The organism is Taklimakanibacter lacteus (assembly GCA_003576695.1).
GTDB lineage: Bacteria > Pseudomonadota > Alphaproteobacteria > Rhizobiales > Aestuariivirgaceae > Taklimakanibacter > Taklimakanibacter lacteus.
Genome location: QOZQ01000004.1, coordinates 330,842 through 346,203, shown reverse-complemented (window position 1 = coordinate 346,203; position 15,362 = coordinate 330,842). Strand labels below are relative to the sequence as shown.

Sequence of the window (15,362 nt, the reverse complement as noted above, 5' to 3'; positions counted from 1 at the left end):
AGCATGTTCCGATGGCCTTCCGATATTTTGCCGATAACCCTGCGGAGGAGTAGCGGACCGGGCCGTTTGTGAGCAGTGCCAAGATAAAGGCTGGAGATGGAGCATCGACCACCCACCGTATTCTCGATCAATGGGGTGCGGGTCGATTTGAGCAGCGAGTCTCTGCGTGGCCCCGATGGTGAAATTGCGCCGGTGCGGCCGCAAGCCTTCGCGACGCTTCGCTACCTGCTGCAAAATCCCGATAGACTGGTCACCAAGACCGAGCTGATGGACGTGGTGTGGCGCGGAACCTCGGTCACCGACGACAGCCTTGTGCAATGCATTCACGAAATCCGCCGCGCCCTGAGGGACGAGCGTCATGATGTCCTTCAAACCGTGTCCAGGCGAGGCTATCGGATCGTCCTGCCTGAAAAGGCCAGCGCCCCGACACCGGCGAACAAGGCTTCGCTCGCCGTGTTGCCGTTCACGAATCTCAACCGCGATCCTGAGCAGGATTATTTCGCCGACGGACTCGTGGAAGACCTGATCACCAGTCTCGCAAGAATCCCGGGCCTGCTCGTCATCGCACGCAACTCGTCATTCGCCTACCGGAGCGAGCCGAGAGATGTCCGCAGCGTGGCGGAGGAACTGGGCGTTCGCTACCTCCTGGAAGGCAGCGTCAGGCGGTCCGCCAACCAGATTCGCATCAATGGACAACTCGTGGACGGCGCATCGGCAGGCCATATCTGGACCGGCAAATTCAACGGCGCCGCCGCCGACATCTTCGATCTGCAGGACCAGTTGACGGAGCAGATCGTCGGCGCAATTGAGCCTTCGGTACGCCGCGCCGAGATCGATCGCGCCCGGCGCAAGCGGCCAAACAGCCTCGATGCGTACGACCTCTACCTGCGGGCCTTGCCCCACGCCAATGCCAATTCTCCGGCCGAGACCGACGAGGCGCTGCGTCTCCTTCATCTGTCCCTGGAGCTCGATCACGGCTATCTCGCCGCGCACGGATATGCCGCGTGGTGTCATGAACAGCGATACTTTCGAGCCGGCTTTCATCCGGAAGACCGCGACGCCGCTCTTGCGCACGCCGATATTGTGCTGGGGATCAATTCCGACGATCCGAACGCGATCAGCATGGGCGCGTTCATCCGCGCCATCCTGACGCGCGACTATGATGGTGTGATCGCCGCGCTGGACCGCGCGCTGGCGATGAACGGGAATTCGGCGTTGGCGCTGGGGTTCAGTGCACTTGTGAGCTCGCACAGCGAGCGTTATCACAGGGCAGTCGATCACGCCCAGAAAGCGCTGCGGCTGAGCCCCCTCGACGATCCCCTGAACTATCATCCCTACTGCGCGCTGGCGGTCACCTACCTGTTCGCGGGTCAGTTCCCGGAAGCGGTGAAATATTCGGCCCTGGCCGTTCAGGCGAACCCGAGCTTCAGCGTCGCCCACGCGTATCTTGTTGCCAGTCAGGTCGGCCTCGGCAACATGGAAGCAGCGCAGTCGGCCGCAAGCCGCCTGCTGGAGGTAGCCCCAACGTTTTCCGTGGGCGCCTTCGTACAAATGGGCGTGTTCCGAGCCGCTTTGTACGAGGGACTGGCGGCCGCGTTAAGAAAGGCCGGCCTGCCGTAACACCTTGACCGGCCAGCCTCAGCTTTCCTTCGCTGGGCATCCTGCTTCGCCTGAGGAAATTTGCCAATCCTGCGAAGCGCGGCAGGCGCGAAGCAGGATGGCCTGCCAGCCGTAGCTCGCGGGAAGATGGCCCGCCTTCGCCCGTTGGGCTCCGACGCGGCAGCCTTCGCTCCCTTCGCGAGCGAAGGCTGATGGGCCTGGAGGGACGGTATTTTCTACAGAAAGTATGTTAGCGGATGGTTCGCCAATCCATTTCCCTCGTACACCCTCGTATGGACTGGCGAACCCAAGGATAAAACCCAGAAATGATTTTCTTTGCGCCTCTAACTACGATTCTGGGTCATTTGCATTCGCCACAGGCGAGATCGCCCGACCACAGCTATGAGCGCGGCCAAGTTTCAGACCATTCTGCATCTGTTCGGCAATCGCAAAGATCTCTTCCAATGGCGTTGGAGTCGTCTCTCCGCGAAGACAACTAACGACCCGTTCAGTTAGCTGTACCGCAAGAATTTCCTCTAGAAGATCGCTCATCATGACTGGAAACTGTTGCGGTCGCATCGCCGTGCGCACATAAACACCAGTGGCGGCTGTCAGCCGGATATACTCAATTCCGCGAGCGATCTCATTTTTGTCATAACCTATGAATCCTGTTGAGCTTGGGTCGATGATGAGGCCGCGCTTGTGTAAGTCTTTTAGACGAATGCGCGGTTTTGCTGAAAGCCAGTACGGGAACTTCTCTTCTTTGGGATTAATATTCATTAGAAAGAATGGATAAAAGTCTTCTTCTAACGGAATGGTGCCGGCGGCTTGCTGTTCAGCAAATGCAATCGAAAGCTCATGGACGTCCATTATCCACGAGAGCAATGAGATCGGGCCAAACTCCTTGGTTAGATAGTTACTATTTATCCTCAAAATCGGAAAGCTGGCTATCGTGCATAACCGGTCCTTCTTTGCATCACGAGCTTTCTGCTTGGCAGTCACGTGGTATTGGCCGTCGAATTCGACAGCATATGCAGGTTCCCACTGGTTGCGGCAAACCACAAAATCAAAGTGACACTGTAGTCCGAAGCGCTTCAGTTCACCTCTTACTCCTAAGGCGTCGAGCGACAGGACATCCGCAACACGAACCTTGGGATAGACGGAAAGCCCCCAACGGTCTGCTGCTCCCTCAATCTCGCCATGAGCAATCTCTTCGTATTTATTGACAAGGCGCAGCATTCGGACCTCGGTAGCTAGGGTGGAACTATACTGGAAAGTTGCTGATCTCTGCCGCCAGGAATCGCACAGCACTTCCGTCATTGTCCAGGATTGGCGCATCTGCCCTTCCGAACGCATCACATCCTCGGCAACACTGAAGTTAGCCCTATATTAAGGCTCAGGACAACCGTGGGAGATCAACGTTATTGACTCGGCCACCATCGACGGCATCTCAACGGTCTACTACCAGGTGACTTTCAACTCGTCGTCATAGCGCATTCGGGGCATGAGGCCCCGCACATAATGATCGGGGAGAATGCGGGTAGTCCGCTTTCGATTCAAGTCGTAACCCGGATACGGGTCTCCGATGACCTGATCGAAGAACGCCCGATGCTGGTCGCTCAATTGGCCGGCAATTTCGGCGAGGAAGAGATGAACCGCTTCATAATCGGCAACAACGATCTCGGGCGCGTTCATTCTTTCGAGGTGGTCAAAGAACTTGAGGATATTGTCGCCACCCTCGGCGAAGAGGGGACGACGACCCTCGAAATAGACCGTTTCGATCTGCTCCCGCACGGGATCCATGTTGCCATGGATAGCGAAATTCCGCTTGTCCATGACGCGCTTAAAGTCTCTGTAGACGGGAGTGGTTTGATCGATCGCATTCCGGAAGCCGTGACAATTTTCGGATAGGGCCGCGATGCGCTCCGGAATGGCACTCCTGATGAACGCCTCATAGGCTGCCCGATCGTTTCGCACTTCGTCCTTGCAGAACATGAGGATGACCATGTTGACAAAGGCCTCAGCCATGATCGGCGTGAGCAGCCTCAGCTTTAGACAGTTGCCATACAAGTCGGCCGCCCGTTTACCGAGTCGCTTGACCTCGGACCTATAGCGCCGAAGCGATTGCTTAGTTGTGACAATCGGAAGCGTGTGCGCCGGCGGCATGTCGACGATCACCTCGTGCATTTCTGCACAGAGGTCGGCCAAGGTAACGAACTTATTCTGGAAGACCACGTATCTCTCAAAGCTTTGCATCATCTCCGATTTCGCGCGGCCATTGCGGCCGAAATCGGCTTTGAGCGCTAGGATGAGGTCCTTCCAATCCACATCCCTCATACGCTCTGAGACTATGAAATGGATATCGCGCGAGGTGCCGGCGATATAGATGTCAACATCGTCGGCCTTGAGGCTGTAGTCCCAATGGATCCAGTTGTCGCTGTCGTCCTTGCGTAGAACGTTCTGGAAACCGTTTGGCGTGCCGAACCGCACACGGAGGTAGGCGTAGACATCGACGGGTTTCAAATGGGCCCGGACGATCAGGAAGCCGCTTCGGTTCGGTTTCCTTGGTCCAGGCCTCGACTTGTAGAATGCAACTACCTCTTTCGGTGTGGCGCGCACCCAGGACGCGACATCTACGGATTTTGCCACGATTATCCAGCCCCGAGCTCATCAATGACGGTTCGAAAGTACGACGGGAACTCATCCAGCAAGTCACGAATATCTTCGGTCTGATTACGGCAAACCCGGCGAACGCCGGCACGATCGACAACGCCGTTGAACTTCTCACCGAGCACTTGCGCTACGACCCGGTCAGCAAATCCCGCTTCAAAGAACGCCAGCGCCGCTGGATCGCTCAACCCGTTCTTGATCTGGCGCTGCACCCGGACAATCTGTTTGAATAGCTCGTCGTCAATGGGCTCCACGAGATCCGCTATCGAAGCAACGACCATCGCAAGTTCGAAACCGAAACCGTTCTCACACAGCGCGACCATATGCTCGGCCGTCGCCTTGTATCTGCCAAATCTCACATCTGCCTCGACCAGAGGGTCCCGCAGCTCATAGAACGATCCCCCATCAATCCACCGCTTGAGGGTGGGCAAGAGGACGTCAGGGTCTGACAATGACGTGATGGATTTTGCGCCCACGTACTTACGTGCCTGCTCGAACACGACCTCAAGGAGTTCACCGGCCTCCGCAGCAGCCAACAGGACCGCAATATTGTTGGTGGTCCATTCCTTGAGTTCCAGTACGTCGGCAGGTGGGAGGGGAGACTTTCTGATGAGGCCCCTGAAGTCGGCATCTCCGCTTGCCTCAACTGCGGCCGCTGTCGTGCGGAATACTTCAACAAGCTTCTCCCGCGTCTCCTCATCCGCAAGGTAGTAGGCAAGCGTGTTCCTCGCTAGCTCTTCAATACGCTCGCTCGCCTGATCGCTCTCGAAGTCTACATAGGCGGCAAGATACGCAGCGATGCTCTGAACAGCTCGCGCGCGACCCATCACGAACTTTCGGAAGTCAGCCGGTATAACGAGAGGATAGTCGTGCACGACCTCCGTTACGATCTTCTCGATCGCATTTCGATCAGCAAAGGCAAGGTCTAGCCACCCTACGCTGGGTTGCAACACGATTGCCGGGTAGGCTTGCTCGTAGCTTGCGAAGAGGTCCAAGATACTGCTGCGGGACGGCTCTGATTTCTCCGGGTCCAACAGATCCTTCGCGGCTCTCCATCGCCACCTTTGTTCTCTGAGCTTGCGCTCATCGTAAATGGAGGGCGCTGAGAAAATGACGCTTCCCTCCGTATGCATGCCGGCGCGCCCGGCGCGGCCCATCAGGTTGTGAAAATCTCGAACTTTGATCTTTTCCTTGCCCTGCTGTGTGGCCGTCACGATCAGGTACCGGATCGGAAAGTTTACACCTTGCGCTAGAGTTGAAGTGCAGATGACGAACTTGGCATGACCGACCTTCATGGCATACTCAATCGATAGCCTGAGGCCATGAGGTGTATTACCATGATGGGCGAGCACACCATGACGCGCCGCCTTCGTGTCGTTATGTTCGCCCAGGTTGCGGCGGGTCAGCCTTACGAGTTTTTCAATTTCATCCCCGTCCGAGACCTCCAGCGGCTCTTTGAGGTCCACGTCGCGATCAAAAATCTCAGCAACACGCTCGCATAGGCCGACGACAGTTTCCTTCGTTCCGCAGAACACTGCCACACTTCCGTTCTCGACGAGATGAAGGCCGAGATAGAGACCGATCTCGCCGCTTTCGCTGGTGCCACCGCGATCTGGAAATACACGTTGCTTTCGCTCGCGATCCTTAAGTGCCAATGGCAGTGACTGAATGATGCGAGGGACGAAAAACTCGGTTGTCTCGGGGTCGTCGGGGCTCACGTATTGCAGCCAGCCCCGCTCATGCTGCCAGCTGGCGAACGCGATACTTTTAGGGGTAGGAAGTAGGCCGTCACCACTTACGATCGCATTCTCGTCATGGATGAGCCACCCAGCAATCTGCCCCGCATTGCCGATTACTGCCGAGATCAGAACAACCTGAGCTTTCGGTGCGAGGGACATGCGCAACGAGGACAGCAGCAATTCGTAAGTGGGACCGCGGGCAAAGCCTTCGAATTGGTGACCCTCGTCGTAAATCACAAGGCCGATTTGTTCGGCCAGTTCGGGAGCGCGACGGAGCATGTAGAGCATCTTTTCCGGCGTCACCACGAGAACGGACTTCTGGGCAAATATCTCATCGATATCTACGTCGAGAAGGAATGAGTCAGACACCTCATCTAGAACGATGTCCTCGCCGGCAAACGCAGTCGCCAGGTCAGACCTGATGTCGTGACAAAGCGAACGGAACGGCGCAACAATCACAGCGAGGGTTGCCCTTCCGGACAGAAACGCAGATCGAATGATGAGTTCAGTGCCTCGCGTCTTTCCTGCACTGGTAGGCATCTGTACTACCGCCGAGCGACCTTGCAAAAGACCCGCCTGACATATCCGCTGTTGGGCGGGCCACAATTCCTTAGGAAAGTGCCCTTTCATAAGCGCCGGCACCCAACTGTCCAGGGGGAGATTGGACGCCGGTGGCAAGAGGGTTCGTGCTGAGTTTCCGAGCTTGCGAGCCGACAGTGCGGTTACAACGTCAGCGTAAAGCAGCTCTCTCGCAGATCCATTGTCATAGGCCGCTTTACGCAGTTCGGCGCAGATCGCTCGTATCTCGTCTGAATCGCCTTCAAGTCTGAAGTGCCTGCGCAGTGCCGCTAAAAGACGCGTCGCAAACTCTGCGTGTATGTGTTCTCCGGGGATAGGGTCAAACTCACCGCGAAGAATGGCGTAAGCAAGACGAGCAAGCCCATGCCCAAGATCGAGGCTTGGCGCTTCTGACCGTCGAGCGACCACAAGTGCACTGCCGACGCTGTCGGAAAGATAGTAAGAAGCAGCACACAACAGCGAGAATTCTTGCGTGAGTTCTATGTCTAGCCGCGCTTCGAGATATGCATCGAAGAAGGTTGCGGAAAAACGGACCATCTCCGCGACGGAACCATCCCTCTCTTCCCATGTTCCAGGCCTGATCGGCCCTTCACCACCATCAATGAACCTGTCCGAAATGGCAGCCGCAGCGTCGCCAAGGATACCTACAGCCAACGCGAAAAGAGAACGTGGATCGCGCCGCAACCTGACGAAATCTTCGGGAGCGGCTCTGAACTCGTACATCTTTGCAGTAGCGCGGACGGCGGCCAGCGATTGAAGTGTAGCGTCTTTAGGCCTCATTTGCGGCCCTCTCATAGAGTGCGTGTACGAGGTCCATCATCGATAGTCCCTTGATAACAATTAGACGAAGGTTGTCGACGTTCGGGTGCTTGGAACCGTCAGACTTATCAATCTCCATTTTCTTCAATACGTCTTCCTCAAGGACGGCGACTGCTCCGCTAATTCTCTTAAAAGGCCGATCATTCGCGTTCTGAAACCGCTCGACCTTAAGTGCGTCATTGCGGTTTATTTTGAGGAGGCGCTGCTTGATCGCATTCAGCGACATAGCCTCGCGCGTCATGTCCTTGATCGAACCGTCGATCGCCTGCTGGATTCTGTTTTTCTTGGTCGGCTTGAAACCTGCCTTGGACTCCAAGAGGAACAGCTCATCTCCTTCGTCCCACGGCCCATTAGTCGTAAACTTAAATCCCAGGATGTCGCAACCATTCGATGGGACGCTTCGGTTGTCTCTGTTCTCGTATCTGCCTTCACGCGGGCACCAATAGCCAAGAACGTATTCCACAAAGTCAGCTACCAGGATTTCTCCGAAGTCGCCGGCGCGAGTGCTGGGCCCCGGCGCCGCTGTGGCGTCAGGAAACTTGATTGAGGTCAGGAACTCCGCCTTTGTGAGCCCAGTGCCCGAGATGAGGTCGTCGAGGTCCGCGTCTTTGCAATAGTGCTGGCGGAAATGCCTTGCCCAGGCACTAAGGATGGCTTCATCATCGGCGTGATGCAGCTCCCAAACCTCGACTTTCAGGCCGTCGGCAGTCTTAATGACTTCCCCGGTTTGAGCCAGCCATGCCACATGGTCTGGTGCCACCATAATCTTAACTTTCTGATTATTTCCCTAGCGGCAAATATAGCCTGCTGCATATTTTCCGCCATTGTGAAGTTGACACCCAAAAGCCGCATCCACGAGACCGAGCTGTTGTCGGCGGAGCCTCACCTCCGGCTTGTCCGGCGCATCGTAGCCGATTTCATATTTGGCACTTGTCTGCGCCAACCGGGTCCACTTTGAGGTAAAGCCGCCCAAGTTCAGAAATTACCAAGCGCCCTGAAATGCTCCAAGTTCTGGTTTAGCATGTGCTGCTAGTGCCGTATTCATTAGGCTCGCACCAACCACTACAGCAATAAGTGGCTAGCGGCAGGCGTCACTTGAGACAAACAGCTACGAAGCCAATCGTGACCGCGACCGCCCACATCGTAGCAAAGACCAAGCTCCCCTTAAGCTTTTCATTATGGCGTTCTAGCCTGCGGCAGCTTTCAGACAGCGCGACGGCCTGCTCCTCTCCTGTGAGCTGCATAAAATCACTCGTAAAGAAATCCTCTCGAGCAAGTACCGGCTCGGGCATCAGCGATATCGCTCTCTCACTTTCAATAAGCGCGTCGTAAATGATTGCTCTACAGTCGGCGCGAACAGTTTTCCTTCCGCGACGCGGTGTGTCGATTTCGACGGTGGTAGGCACTTCGATCTGAGGGCACATGTCTTCACCGGTTCTTGGCAGCTAGCTCCGACAAGAGGAGAGGCTATCCGCCGGTTCGGGCAAGTCGGCAGAGTGCCTTTGTGGGTTATTTGGGCTTCGCTTCACGATTCCTTCCTGCACGAGTTTCTTCATCCGTCGGACTGGACAACCTGCGGCGAACCACCTTATAACCCATTGATAAATAACGCGATTGGTGGGCCCGGAGGGACTCGAACCCCCAACCAGACGGTTATGAGCCGTCAGCTCTAACCATTGAGCTACAGGCCCCACCGGGCGCGATGGCTACAGTAATTTGCCGGCCAATGCCAGAGCGGGAATTGACCTATCTCCCGGAAGGAACAAGCTGCGCCAGCAGCCGGGCGAGATCGGCCTGTCACCGGCAGCTGGTCTTGACGAGCACCCGCTTCAGCTGTTTGCGCACTGTCTCGGTGCTCTTGCCGTCGCCCTGGGCGACTCGTCGGATGTCTGTCGGGCGGCGATCCGCGTCGCCACGGCGGCTTCGGCCGGCGACAGATCGAACAAGGCCTGAAGCAGCGGCGTCGCTTGTGCCCGCCGTCAGATCGCGCCACGGCCGTCTCCCCAGGAATTGTCCGCCTGACACTGGCATGGGTAAGGACTATCAAAGGCCTTCCGCGCTGTGGCGGTTCCCGAAGCCATGCTATAGCAGCCGGCAAAGGAGACCCGATGAATCGCCTGGACCGGCCCGCACCCGACATTGAGACGCTCACCCCCGAAGCCGCCGTGGCACAGCTGATCGCGCTGCATGAGGAGGCGGTCGAGGCGCTGCGCCAGGCGCTCGAGCGCTTCTTCACCAAAAGCGTGCCGCCGACGGCCAAGGAGCGCATCCGGTTCCGCTATCCGGAACTTCGCCTTACCTATGGGTCAGGCCAGGCGCAGCCCTCGCTCGCCCGCGCCTATGCCAAGTTCGAGAGCCCCGGCATCTACGCGACGACCATCACCCAGCCGCGCGCCTTCCAGGACTATCTCATCGAGCAGCTGCGCCTTCTCGTCGCCGATTATCCGACCACCATCCAGGTGAGCCGCAGCGATGAGGAAATCCCCTACCCTTATGTCCTCGACAAGGGCGACGAGCTTGGCCGCGACAATATCTCGGCCGCCGAGCTCGCCCGCCATTTCCCGGCACCGGCGCTTTCCGCCGTCGGCGACGAGATCGCCGATGGCCTGTGGACGCCGCCCAAGGGCGAGCCGATGCCGCTTGCTCTGTTCGACGCCACGCGCACCGACTATTCGCTGAAGCGCATCGTCCATTACACCGGCACCGACTGGCGCCATGTGCAGCCCTGGATCCTGCTCACCAACTATCACCGCTATGTCGACCAGTTCGTCACCTGGGGCATCGAGCAGATTCGCAGCCATGGACCCTATGACGCGCTGGTTCTGCCGGGCGGCATTATGATCGGGCGCGATGGCTTCCCGATCGCCGATGCGGAGATGGCCGTCGCCTCATCGCCCTGGCATCGCTTCCAGATGCCGGGTTACCACTTGCTGCGCGGCGACGGCGAAGGCGGCGTCAGCCTGGTCAATATCGGCGTCGGCTCGTCCAACGCCAAGAACATCACCGATCACCTGGCGGTGCTGCGCCCGCATTGCTGGCTCATGATCGGCCATTGCGGCGGCCTGCGCCAGTCGCAGCGCATCGGCGACTATGTGCTGGCGCATGCCTATTTCCGCCAGGACCGCATTCTCGATGGCGCCGTGCCGCCCGATATCCCGATACCGGCGCTGGCCGAAGTGCAGGTGGCGTTGCAGGAAGCCGCCGCCAAGGTCACCGGCGAGCGTCGTGAAGCGCTGAAAGCGCGCCTGCGCACCGGCACCGTCGTCACCAATGACGATCGCAATTGGGAATTGCGCTGGTCGCAGGAACGCCGTCGCATCAACCTGTCGCGCGCCATCGCCGTCGACATGGAATCGGGCACTGTCGCCGCGCAAGGCTATCGCCTGCGCGTGCCCTACGGCACGTTGCTCTGCGTGTCCGACAAGCCGCTGCATGGCGAGATCAAATTGCCGGGTGCGGCGAACGCCTTCTATGACCGCGCGGTGGGCGAACATCTGATGATCGGCCTCGCCGCGCTCGACTTCCTGCGCAGCGAGTTGGCGCAGCTCCATTCGCGCAAGCTCCGGAGCTTCGACGAGCCGCCTTTCCGGTAACTGCAGTAACCCTCATGCTGAGGTGCGAGCGTAGCGAGCCTCGAAGCATGATCCAGGAACAAAGGTCTTGCCGCTTGCCACCCTTCGAGGGCCGCTTCGCGGCCACCTCAGGGTGAGGAGACGCGGAGCGGAACCAATCCCCCTCCTTCGCCGTTTCCTCATATGCGCGCTTTCTGGAAGGGACATCTGCGTCTGTCGCTCGTCGCCATCGCGGTCGAGCTGCATGCGGCGACGGAATCATCGGCCCGTCCCAGCCTCCATCAGATCGACAGGAAGACCGGCAAGCGCATCCGCTATGAGAAGATCGTGCCGGGCAAAGGCAAGGTCGATGACGACAATATCGTCAAGGGCTTCGAGCTCGGTTCCGGCAAGCATGTCATCCTGACGCCGGAAGAGCTCGACAAGATCAAGCTCGAGACGAAACACAGCATCGATCTCGTCCAGTTCGCCGATTATTGCGACATCGATCCGCGCTATTTCGAGAAGCCCTATTATCTCGTGCCTGCCGATGATGTGTCGGCCGAAGGCTATGTCGTCATCCGCGAGGCCTTGCGCGCGGCGAAGAAGGCCGGCATCGGCCAGACGGCCATGCGCGGCAAGGAAAATCTCGTGGCGGTCAGGCCCTGCGGCGACGGCCTGCTGCTCGAGACCTTGCGCTATCCCGATGAGCTGCGAAAATCCGACAAGGTCTTCGCACATGTGCCGCATAAGCGCCCGCACAAGGAGATGATCGACCTCGCCCGGGAGCTGATCGAGCGCAAGGCCGGGCCGTTCAAGCCGGACATTTTCAAGGACCATTATGGCCAGGCGCTCAAGGCGCTGGTGGCCGAGAAACGCAAGAAGGGCAAGGTCACGGAAGCTGAGGACGAAGAAGCCCCACGTCCCAAAGGTGACAATGTCATCGACTTGATGGAGGCCCTGAAGAAGAGCGTTACCGGCCGGCAGGCGGCCGCCAGGAAGCCGCGCAAGACCGCGGCGCGAAAGAAAGCCCGGCGCAAGGAGAAAGCCGCATGAAGAACGAAGATGTCGAGATCGCCGGTGTCAGGCTCACCCATCCCGACAAGATCCTTTATCCCGACCAGGGTCTCACCAAGCGCGAGCTCGCCGAATATCTGGAAGTGGTGGCGAAGCCCATGCTGGTCTTTGCGGCGGGGCACCCTTTGAGCCTGGTGCGCTGCCCGCAGGGCATCGGCGGAAAGTGCTTCTACCAGAAACATTCGACCGGCACCCTGCCGGATGGCTTCAAGTCGATCCTCATCCGCGAAAAGGACGGCGATGAAGCGGGCTATCTCTATGTCGATACGGTCGCGGGCATCGTGGCGGCCGCCCAGATCGGCGCGCTCGAGCTTCATCTCTGGGGCGCGCCGGCCGATGATCTCGAGCATCCCGACCGCCTCGTCTTCGATCTCGATCCGGCCGAGGATGTGGGCTTCGCCGAGGTCAAGGCGGCGGCCAGCGACCTGCGTGCCGTCCTCGATGCGGCGGGCCTCAGGAGCTTCGCCATGCTCACCGGCGGCAAGGGCATCCATGTGATCGCCCCGCTCGACGGCCGCAATGGCTGGGCGGATGTGAAGGCCTTCGCCGAAGGCCTGGCGCGCGGCTTCGCCGAACGCGAGCCCGGCCGCTTCATCGCCACCGCCAGCAAGGCCAGGCGCCGGGGCCGCATCTTCATCGACTGGCTGCGCAATGAGCGTGGCGCCACCGCGATCGCCCCCTATTCGCCGCGCGCCCGCAAGGGCGCCCCGGTCACCACGCCCGTCTCCTGGCGGGAGCTGTCGCGGCTCAGATCAGCCTCCGCCTTCAGCACTGTCGCAATCGTCAAACGCTTGAAAAGACAGGAGAACGATCCCTGGCCGGGTTATCGAACAAGGCAGCATATTGGCAAGGAAACGTTGAAAACTTTAGCTGCGTGACGATTTGTTGCCTGCCACAGCGTCGCCGTAATCGGCCCCCATTTGAGGATCGATCTTTTACTGGGAGCCTTCCATGGATCGCCGCTCGCTTGCTGCCCTGGGCCTGACCGGCCTCGCAGCCGCTGCTACACTCACCGCCACCCCTTCCCTTTCTCAGGAGTCCAAGACCATGCCGCGCGTCATTTCACTCAATGGACATGGCGAAGTGAAAGCCAGGCCCGACATGGCGGTGATCAATGTCGGCGTGACGACCCAGGCCCAGACCGCGCGTGACGCCCTGAGCGAGAACACCAGGGCGATGGAGAAGATCTTTGCCAGCCTCAAGGCGGCCGGCATCGAGGGCAAGGACATCCAGACCTCGAATTTCTCCGTCAATCCGCGCTACCAATATGATCCGAATAATGTCCAGCCGCCGCGCGTAATAGGCTATGATGTGTCGAACACGGTCTCGGTGTCGGTGCGCAAGCTCGACACGCTGGGCCAGGTGCTCGACAAGGTGGTCAGCGAAGGCTCGAACCAGATCAACGGCATCATGTTCGCCATTGCCGAAACCGGGAAGCTCGAGGACGAGGCGCGCAAGCTCGCTTTCGCCGATGCCGAGCGCAAGGCGAAACTCTATGCCGAGACGACGCGTATCACGCTGGGCCAGATCATGAGCATGAGCGAAGGCAATTTCCAGCCGCCGCAGCCTGTCTTCCATGGCAAGGCCATGCGCGCCGACAGCGCGGGCGCGGTTCCGATCGCCGAGGGCGAGCAGACCGTGGCGATCGATGTGAACGTCACATGGGAGATCAAGTAACGGCCATAAACCGTTGATTTGACTCTCGCATCGGGCACCGGCAGGCGACCCCTGCCGGGCCCGTGAAAGAGAGAGAGTGAGGATCATGGGTTTGCGTCATGTGATCGTCGTTGCGATGCTGGCGGGCTTTGCGCCTGTCGCCGTGATGCCCGTCTTCTCGGGCGCGGCAGAGGCCGCCCAGACCGTCAAGAAGAAGAAAAAGAAGAAAGTGGTCCAGAGCACCGAGCCCCGGGTGAAGAAGAACTTCCGGGCACCGAGGCCCGGCGAGCCCAATGCCGGCTGGACGGATGACTGCCTGTTCTACTACCAGGTCTATGGCCGCACCCCGCCGATCTGCGGCAAATATGGCCGGTCGTTCATGACCTGGGATCGGTGACCCCCTTGCAAAGCTTGTAACCAATCCTGCTGCTGACTCGTATTGTCAGGAGAATGGACTAGGCCTTCCACCTCGCGATCAACCATCCTCAGAGCCTCCCGATGCCCGTCTGTGAAGCAGACCCCTGGCGAGTGCAGTATTTCGAGACCGTTCCCTGCCCGGCCGATGTCCTCATTCCGACCGAGGATTGCGATGCCTGGGCCTGGAATCCGCGCGAGAGCTGGATCTATGACAAACTGCGCGTCGCCAGGAGCCAGGGGCTCGACTGCGGCCCGCATGGCGTCGTGCCGAAGCGTTTTCCGGTCTTCTCCAAGCCGATCGTGAATCTGAAAGGAATGGGCGTGGCGAGCGGCGCCCTGCTCTCGCTCGCCGATTATGAGGCCAACTATACGCCCGGCCATTTCTGGACCGAGATGCTGACCGGCGATCATGTCTCGACCGATTGCGCCATCGTCCAGGGCAAGATGCGCTGGTGGCGGCACACGACCGGCAAGCCTTTCGGGCCCAACGGCATGTTCGACCACTGGATCGTCCATGCCGAAAGCCGGCCCGCTCTACACGGCTATATCAGCAGCTGGGCTGGCACGCATCTTCCCGACTATACCGGCATGCTCAATGTCGAGACGATTGGCGGCCGCATCATCGATGCGCATTTGCGCTTCGCCGATCAGTGGCCAGATCTCTACGGCAAGGGCTGGGTCGAGGCGCTGGTCCGGCTCTATGCCGAAAAAAGCTGGCATTTTCCCGAGGAAGGCCGGCGGCGCGATGGCTATTCCGTCGTGCTCTTCGGCCGCCATGGCCGGCGGTTTCGCCATCCTTCGGCTGACATGCAGGCGGCGGTGCGCGCCATGCCGGGCGTGTCGAGCCTCCAGATCACCTTCCATGAGGACAAGCCGCCTGAGGATCACGCCGCACCGCCCGGCGGCTTCCGCCTCGCCATCATCAACTGTCATGACCTCGATCAGGGCTTCGCCGCCCGCCGCCGCCTCGCCGAGGCTTTCCCCGCCGACGACCTCCTATGGCCCGACGCCGCGCCCGCTCTCGCGCTGGCAACCGACTCGCCGTAGTTTGAGCCTGCCCCTTGCGGGGAGGGGAATCGCATTTGAAATCTCCGAGGCAGGCGAGTCACCTAAAATTTCCCCCTCGCCCGTTGCGAAGCAATGGGAGAGGGTGCCCGAAGGGCGGGTGAGGGCTCTTAGTCCCGATACTCAATGCTTTCAAAATCTCGCGTACTTTGAGGAAGAGCCCTCATCCGCCCTTCGGGCACCTTCTCCC

At 59.2% G+C, this 15,362-nt stretch carries 13 protein-coding genes and 1 tRNA gene; 8 read left to right on the top strand and 6 right to left on the bottom strand.

Features of this window, described 5'->3' with window-relative positions; translation table 11 throughout:
* The first annotated feature begins 96 nt into the window (after window positions 1-96).
* On the top strand, window positions 97-1,620 hold the full coding sequence (locus tag DT068_RS09940) for a winged helix-turn-helix domain-containing tetratricopeptide repeat protein (protein WP_119389656.1): 1,524 nt from the start codon (window positions 97-99) through the stop codon (window positions 1,618-1,620).
* Between the two features lie 327 nt (window positions 1,621-1,947).
* On the opposite strand, the gene DT068_RS09935 is transcribed toward DT068_RS09940, so the two are convergent.
* The 6 genes from DT068_RS09935 to DT068_RS09910 all read right to left on the bottom strand — a co-directional run bounded on the left by DT068_RS09935 (window position 1,948) and on the right by DT068_RS09910 (window position 9,097).
* Window positions 1,948-2,838 carry a DUF2726 domain-containing protein gene (locus tag DT068_RS09935; RefSeq protein WP_162914114.1) on the bottom strand — a complete coding sequence of 297 codons (891 nt, stop codon included), beginning with the start codon at window positions 2,836-2,838 and terminating at the stop codon, window positions 1,948-1,950.
* 222 nt (window positions 2,839-3,060) lie between these two features.
* On the bottom strand, window positions 3,061-4,248 hold the full coding sequence (locus tag DT068_RS09930; protein WP_119389654.1) for a hypothetical protein: 1,188 nt from the start codon (window positions 4,246-4,248) through the stop codon (window positions 3,061-3,063).
* Window positions 4,249-4,250: 2 nt separating this feature from the next.
* Window positions 4,251-7,367 (bottom strand): DEAD/DEAH box helicase, encoded by a 3,117-nt coding sequence (locus DT068_RS09925; protein ID WP_119389653.1) that lies wholly within the window; start codon window positions 7,365-7,367, stop codon window positions 4,251-4,253.
* Window positions 7,357-8,169: a Hachiman antiphage defense system protein HamA gene (locus DT068_RS09920; RefSeq protein WP_119389652.1), complete on the bottom strand. Its 813-nt coding sequence runs from the start codon at window positions 8,167-8,169 to the stop codon at window positions 7,357-7,359. The genes DT068_RS09925 and DT068_RS09920 overlap by 11 nt, the downstream gene beginning before the upstream one ends.
* Before the next feature lie 328 nt (window positions 8,170-8,497).
* Window positions 8,498-8,812, bottom strand: a complete 315-nt coding sequence (locus DT068_RS09915) for a hypothetical protein (RefSeq protein ID WP_162914113.1) — start codon at window positions 8,810-8,812, stop codon at window positions 8,498-8,500.
* Between the two features lie 209 nt (window positions 8,813-9,021).
* Window positions 9,022-9,097, bottom strand: a tRNA-Ile gene (locus DT068_RS09910).
* Between the two features lie 25 nt (window positions 9,098-9,122).
* Between DT068_RS09910 and DT068_RS28330 the strand changes: the two genes are divergently transcribed.
* The 7 genes from DT068_RS28330 to DT068_RS09880 all read left to right on the top strand — a co-directional run bounded on the left by DT068_RS28330 (window position 9,123) and on the right by DT068_RS09880 (window position 15,154).
* Window positions 9,123-9,359, top strand: coding sequence for a hypothetical protein (locus tag DT068_RS28330; RefSeq protein ID WP_368904603.1), 237 nt, complete (start codon window positions 9,123-9,125; stop codon window positions 9,357-9,359).
* Between the two features lie 155 nt (window positions 9,360-9,514).
* Window positions 9,515-10,999: an AMP nucleosidase gene (locus tag DT068_RS09905; RefSeq protein WP_119389650.1), complete on the top strand. Its 1,485-nt coding sequence runs from the start codon at window positions 9,515-9,517 to the stop codon at window positions 10,997-10,999.
* Between the two features lie 162 nt (window positions 11,000-11,161).
* Window positions 11,162-12,013 carry a non-homologous end joining protein Ku gene (gene ku / locus DT068_RS09900; RefSeq protein ID WP_119389649.1) on the top strand — a complete coding sequence of 284 codons (852 nt, stop codon included), beginning with the start codon at window positions 11,162-11,164 and terminating at the stop codon, window positions 12,011-12,013.
* Window positions 12,010-12,912, top strand: coding sequence for a non-homologous end-joining DNA ligase (gene ligD, locus DT068_RS09895; protein ID WP_119389648.1), 903 nt, complete (start codon window positions 12,010-12,012; stop codon window positions 12,910-12,912). The genes ku and ligD overlap by 4 nt, the downstream gene beginning before the upstream one ends.
* A gap of 73 nt (window positions 12,913-12,985) precedes the next feature.
* Window positions 12,986-13,711 carry an SIMPL domain-containing protein gene (locus DT068_RS09890; RefSeq protein ID WP_119389647.1) on the top strand — a complete coding sequence of 242 codons (726 nt, stop codon included), beginning with the start codon at window positions 12,986-12,988 and terminating at the stop codon, window positions 13,709-13,711.
* Window positions 13,712-13,796: 85 nt separating this feature from the next.
* Window positions 13,797-14,087 (top strand): hypothetical protein, encoded by a 291-nt coding sequence (locus DT068_RS09885; protein ID WP_119389646.1) that lies wholly within the window; start codon window positions 13,797-13,799, stop codon window positions 14,085-14,087.
* 131 nt (window positions 14,088-14,218) lie between these two features.
* Window positions 14,219-15,154, top strand: coding sequence for a hypothetical protein (locus DT068_RS09880; protein ID WP_368904602.1), 936 nt, complete (start codon window positions 14,219-14,221; stop codon window positions 15,152-15,154).
* Window positions 15,155-15,362: the final 208 nt, after the last annotated feature.

Excerpts from the sequence above, each read along its gene's own strand:
- DT068_RS09940 (WP_119389656.1), top strand. The coding sequence starts at position 97 with ATGGAGCATCGACCACCCACCGTATTCTCGATCAATGGGGTGCGGGTC.
- DT068_RS09935 (WP_162914114.1), bottom strand. The coding sequence starts at position 2,838 with ATGCTGCGCCTTGTCAATAAATACGAAGAGATTGCTCATGGCGAGATT.
- DT068_RS09925 (WP_119389653.1), bottom strand. The coding sequence starts at position 7,367 with ATGAGGCCTAAAGACGCTACACTTCAATCGCTGGCCGCCGTCCGCGCT.
- DT068_RS09920 (WP_119389652.1), bottom strand. The coding sequence starts at position 8,169 with ATGGTGGCACCAGACCATGTGGCATGGCTGGCTCAAACCGGGGAAGTC.
- DT068_RS09905 (WP_119389650.1), top strand. The coding sequence starts at position 9,515 with ATGAATCGCCTGGACCGGCCCGCACCCGACATTGAGACGCTCACCCCC.
- ku (WP_119389649.1), top strand. The coding sequence starts at position 11,162 with ATGCGCGCTTTCTGGAAGGGACATCTGCGTCTGTCGCTCGTCGCCATC.
- ligD (WP_119389648.1), top strand. The coding sequence starts at position 12,010 with ATGAAGAACGAAGATGTCGAGATCGCCGGTGTCAGGCTCACCCATCCC.
- DT068_RS09890 (WP_119389647.1), top strand. The coding sequence starts at position 12,986 with ATGGATCGCCGCTCGCTTGCTGCCCTGGGCCTGACCGGCCTCGCAGCC.
- DT068_RS09885 (WP_119389646.1), top strand. The coding sequence starts at position 13,797 with ATGGGTTTGCGTCATGTGATCGTCGTTGCGATGCTGGCGGGCTTTGCG.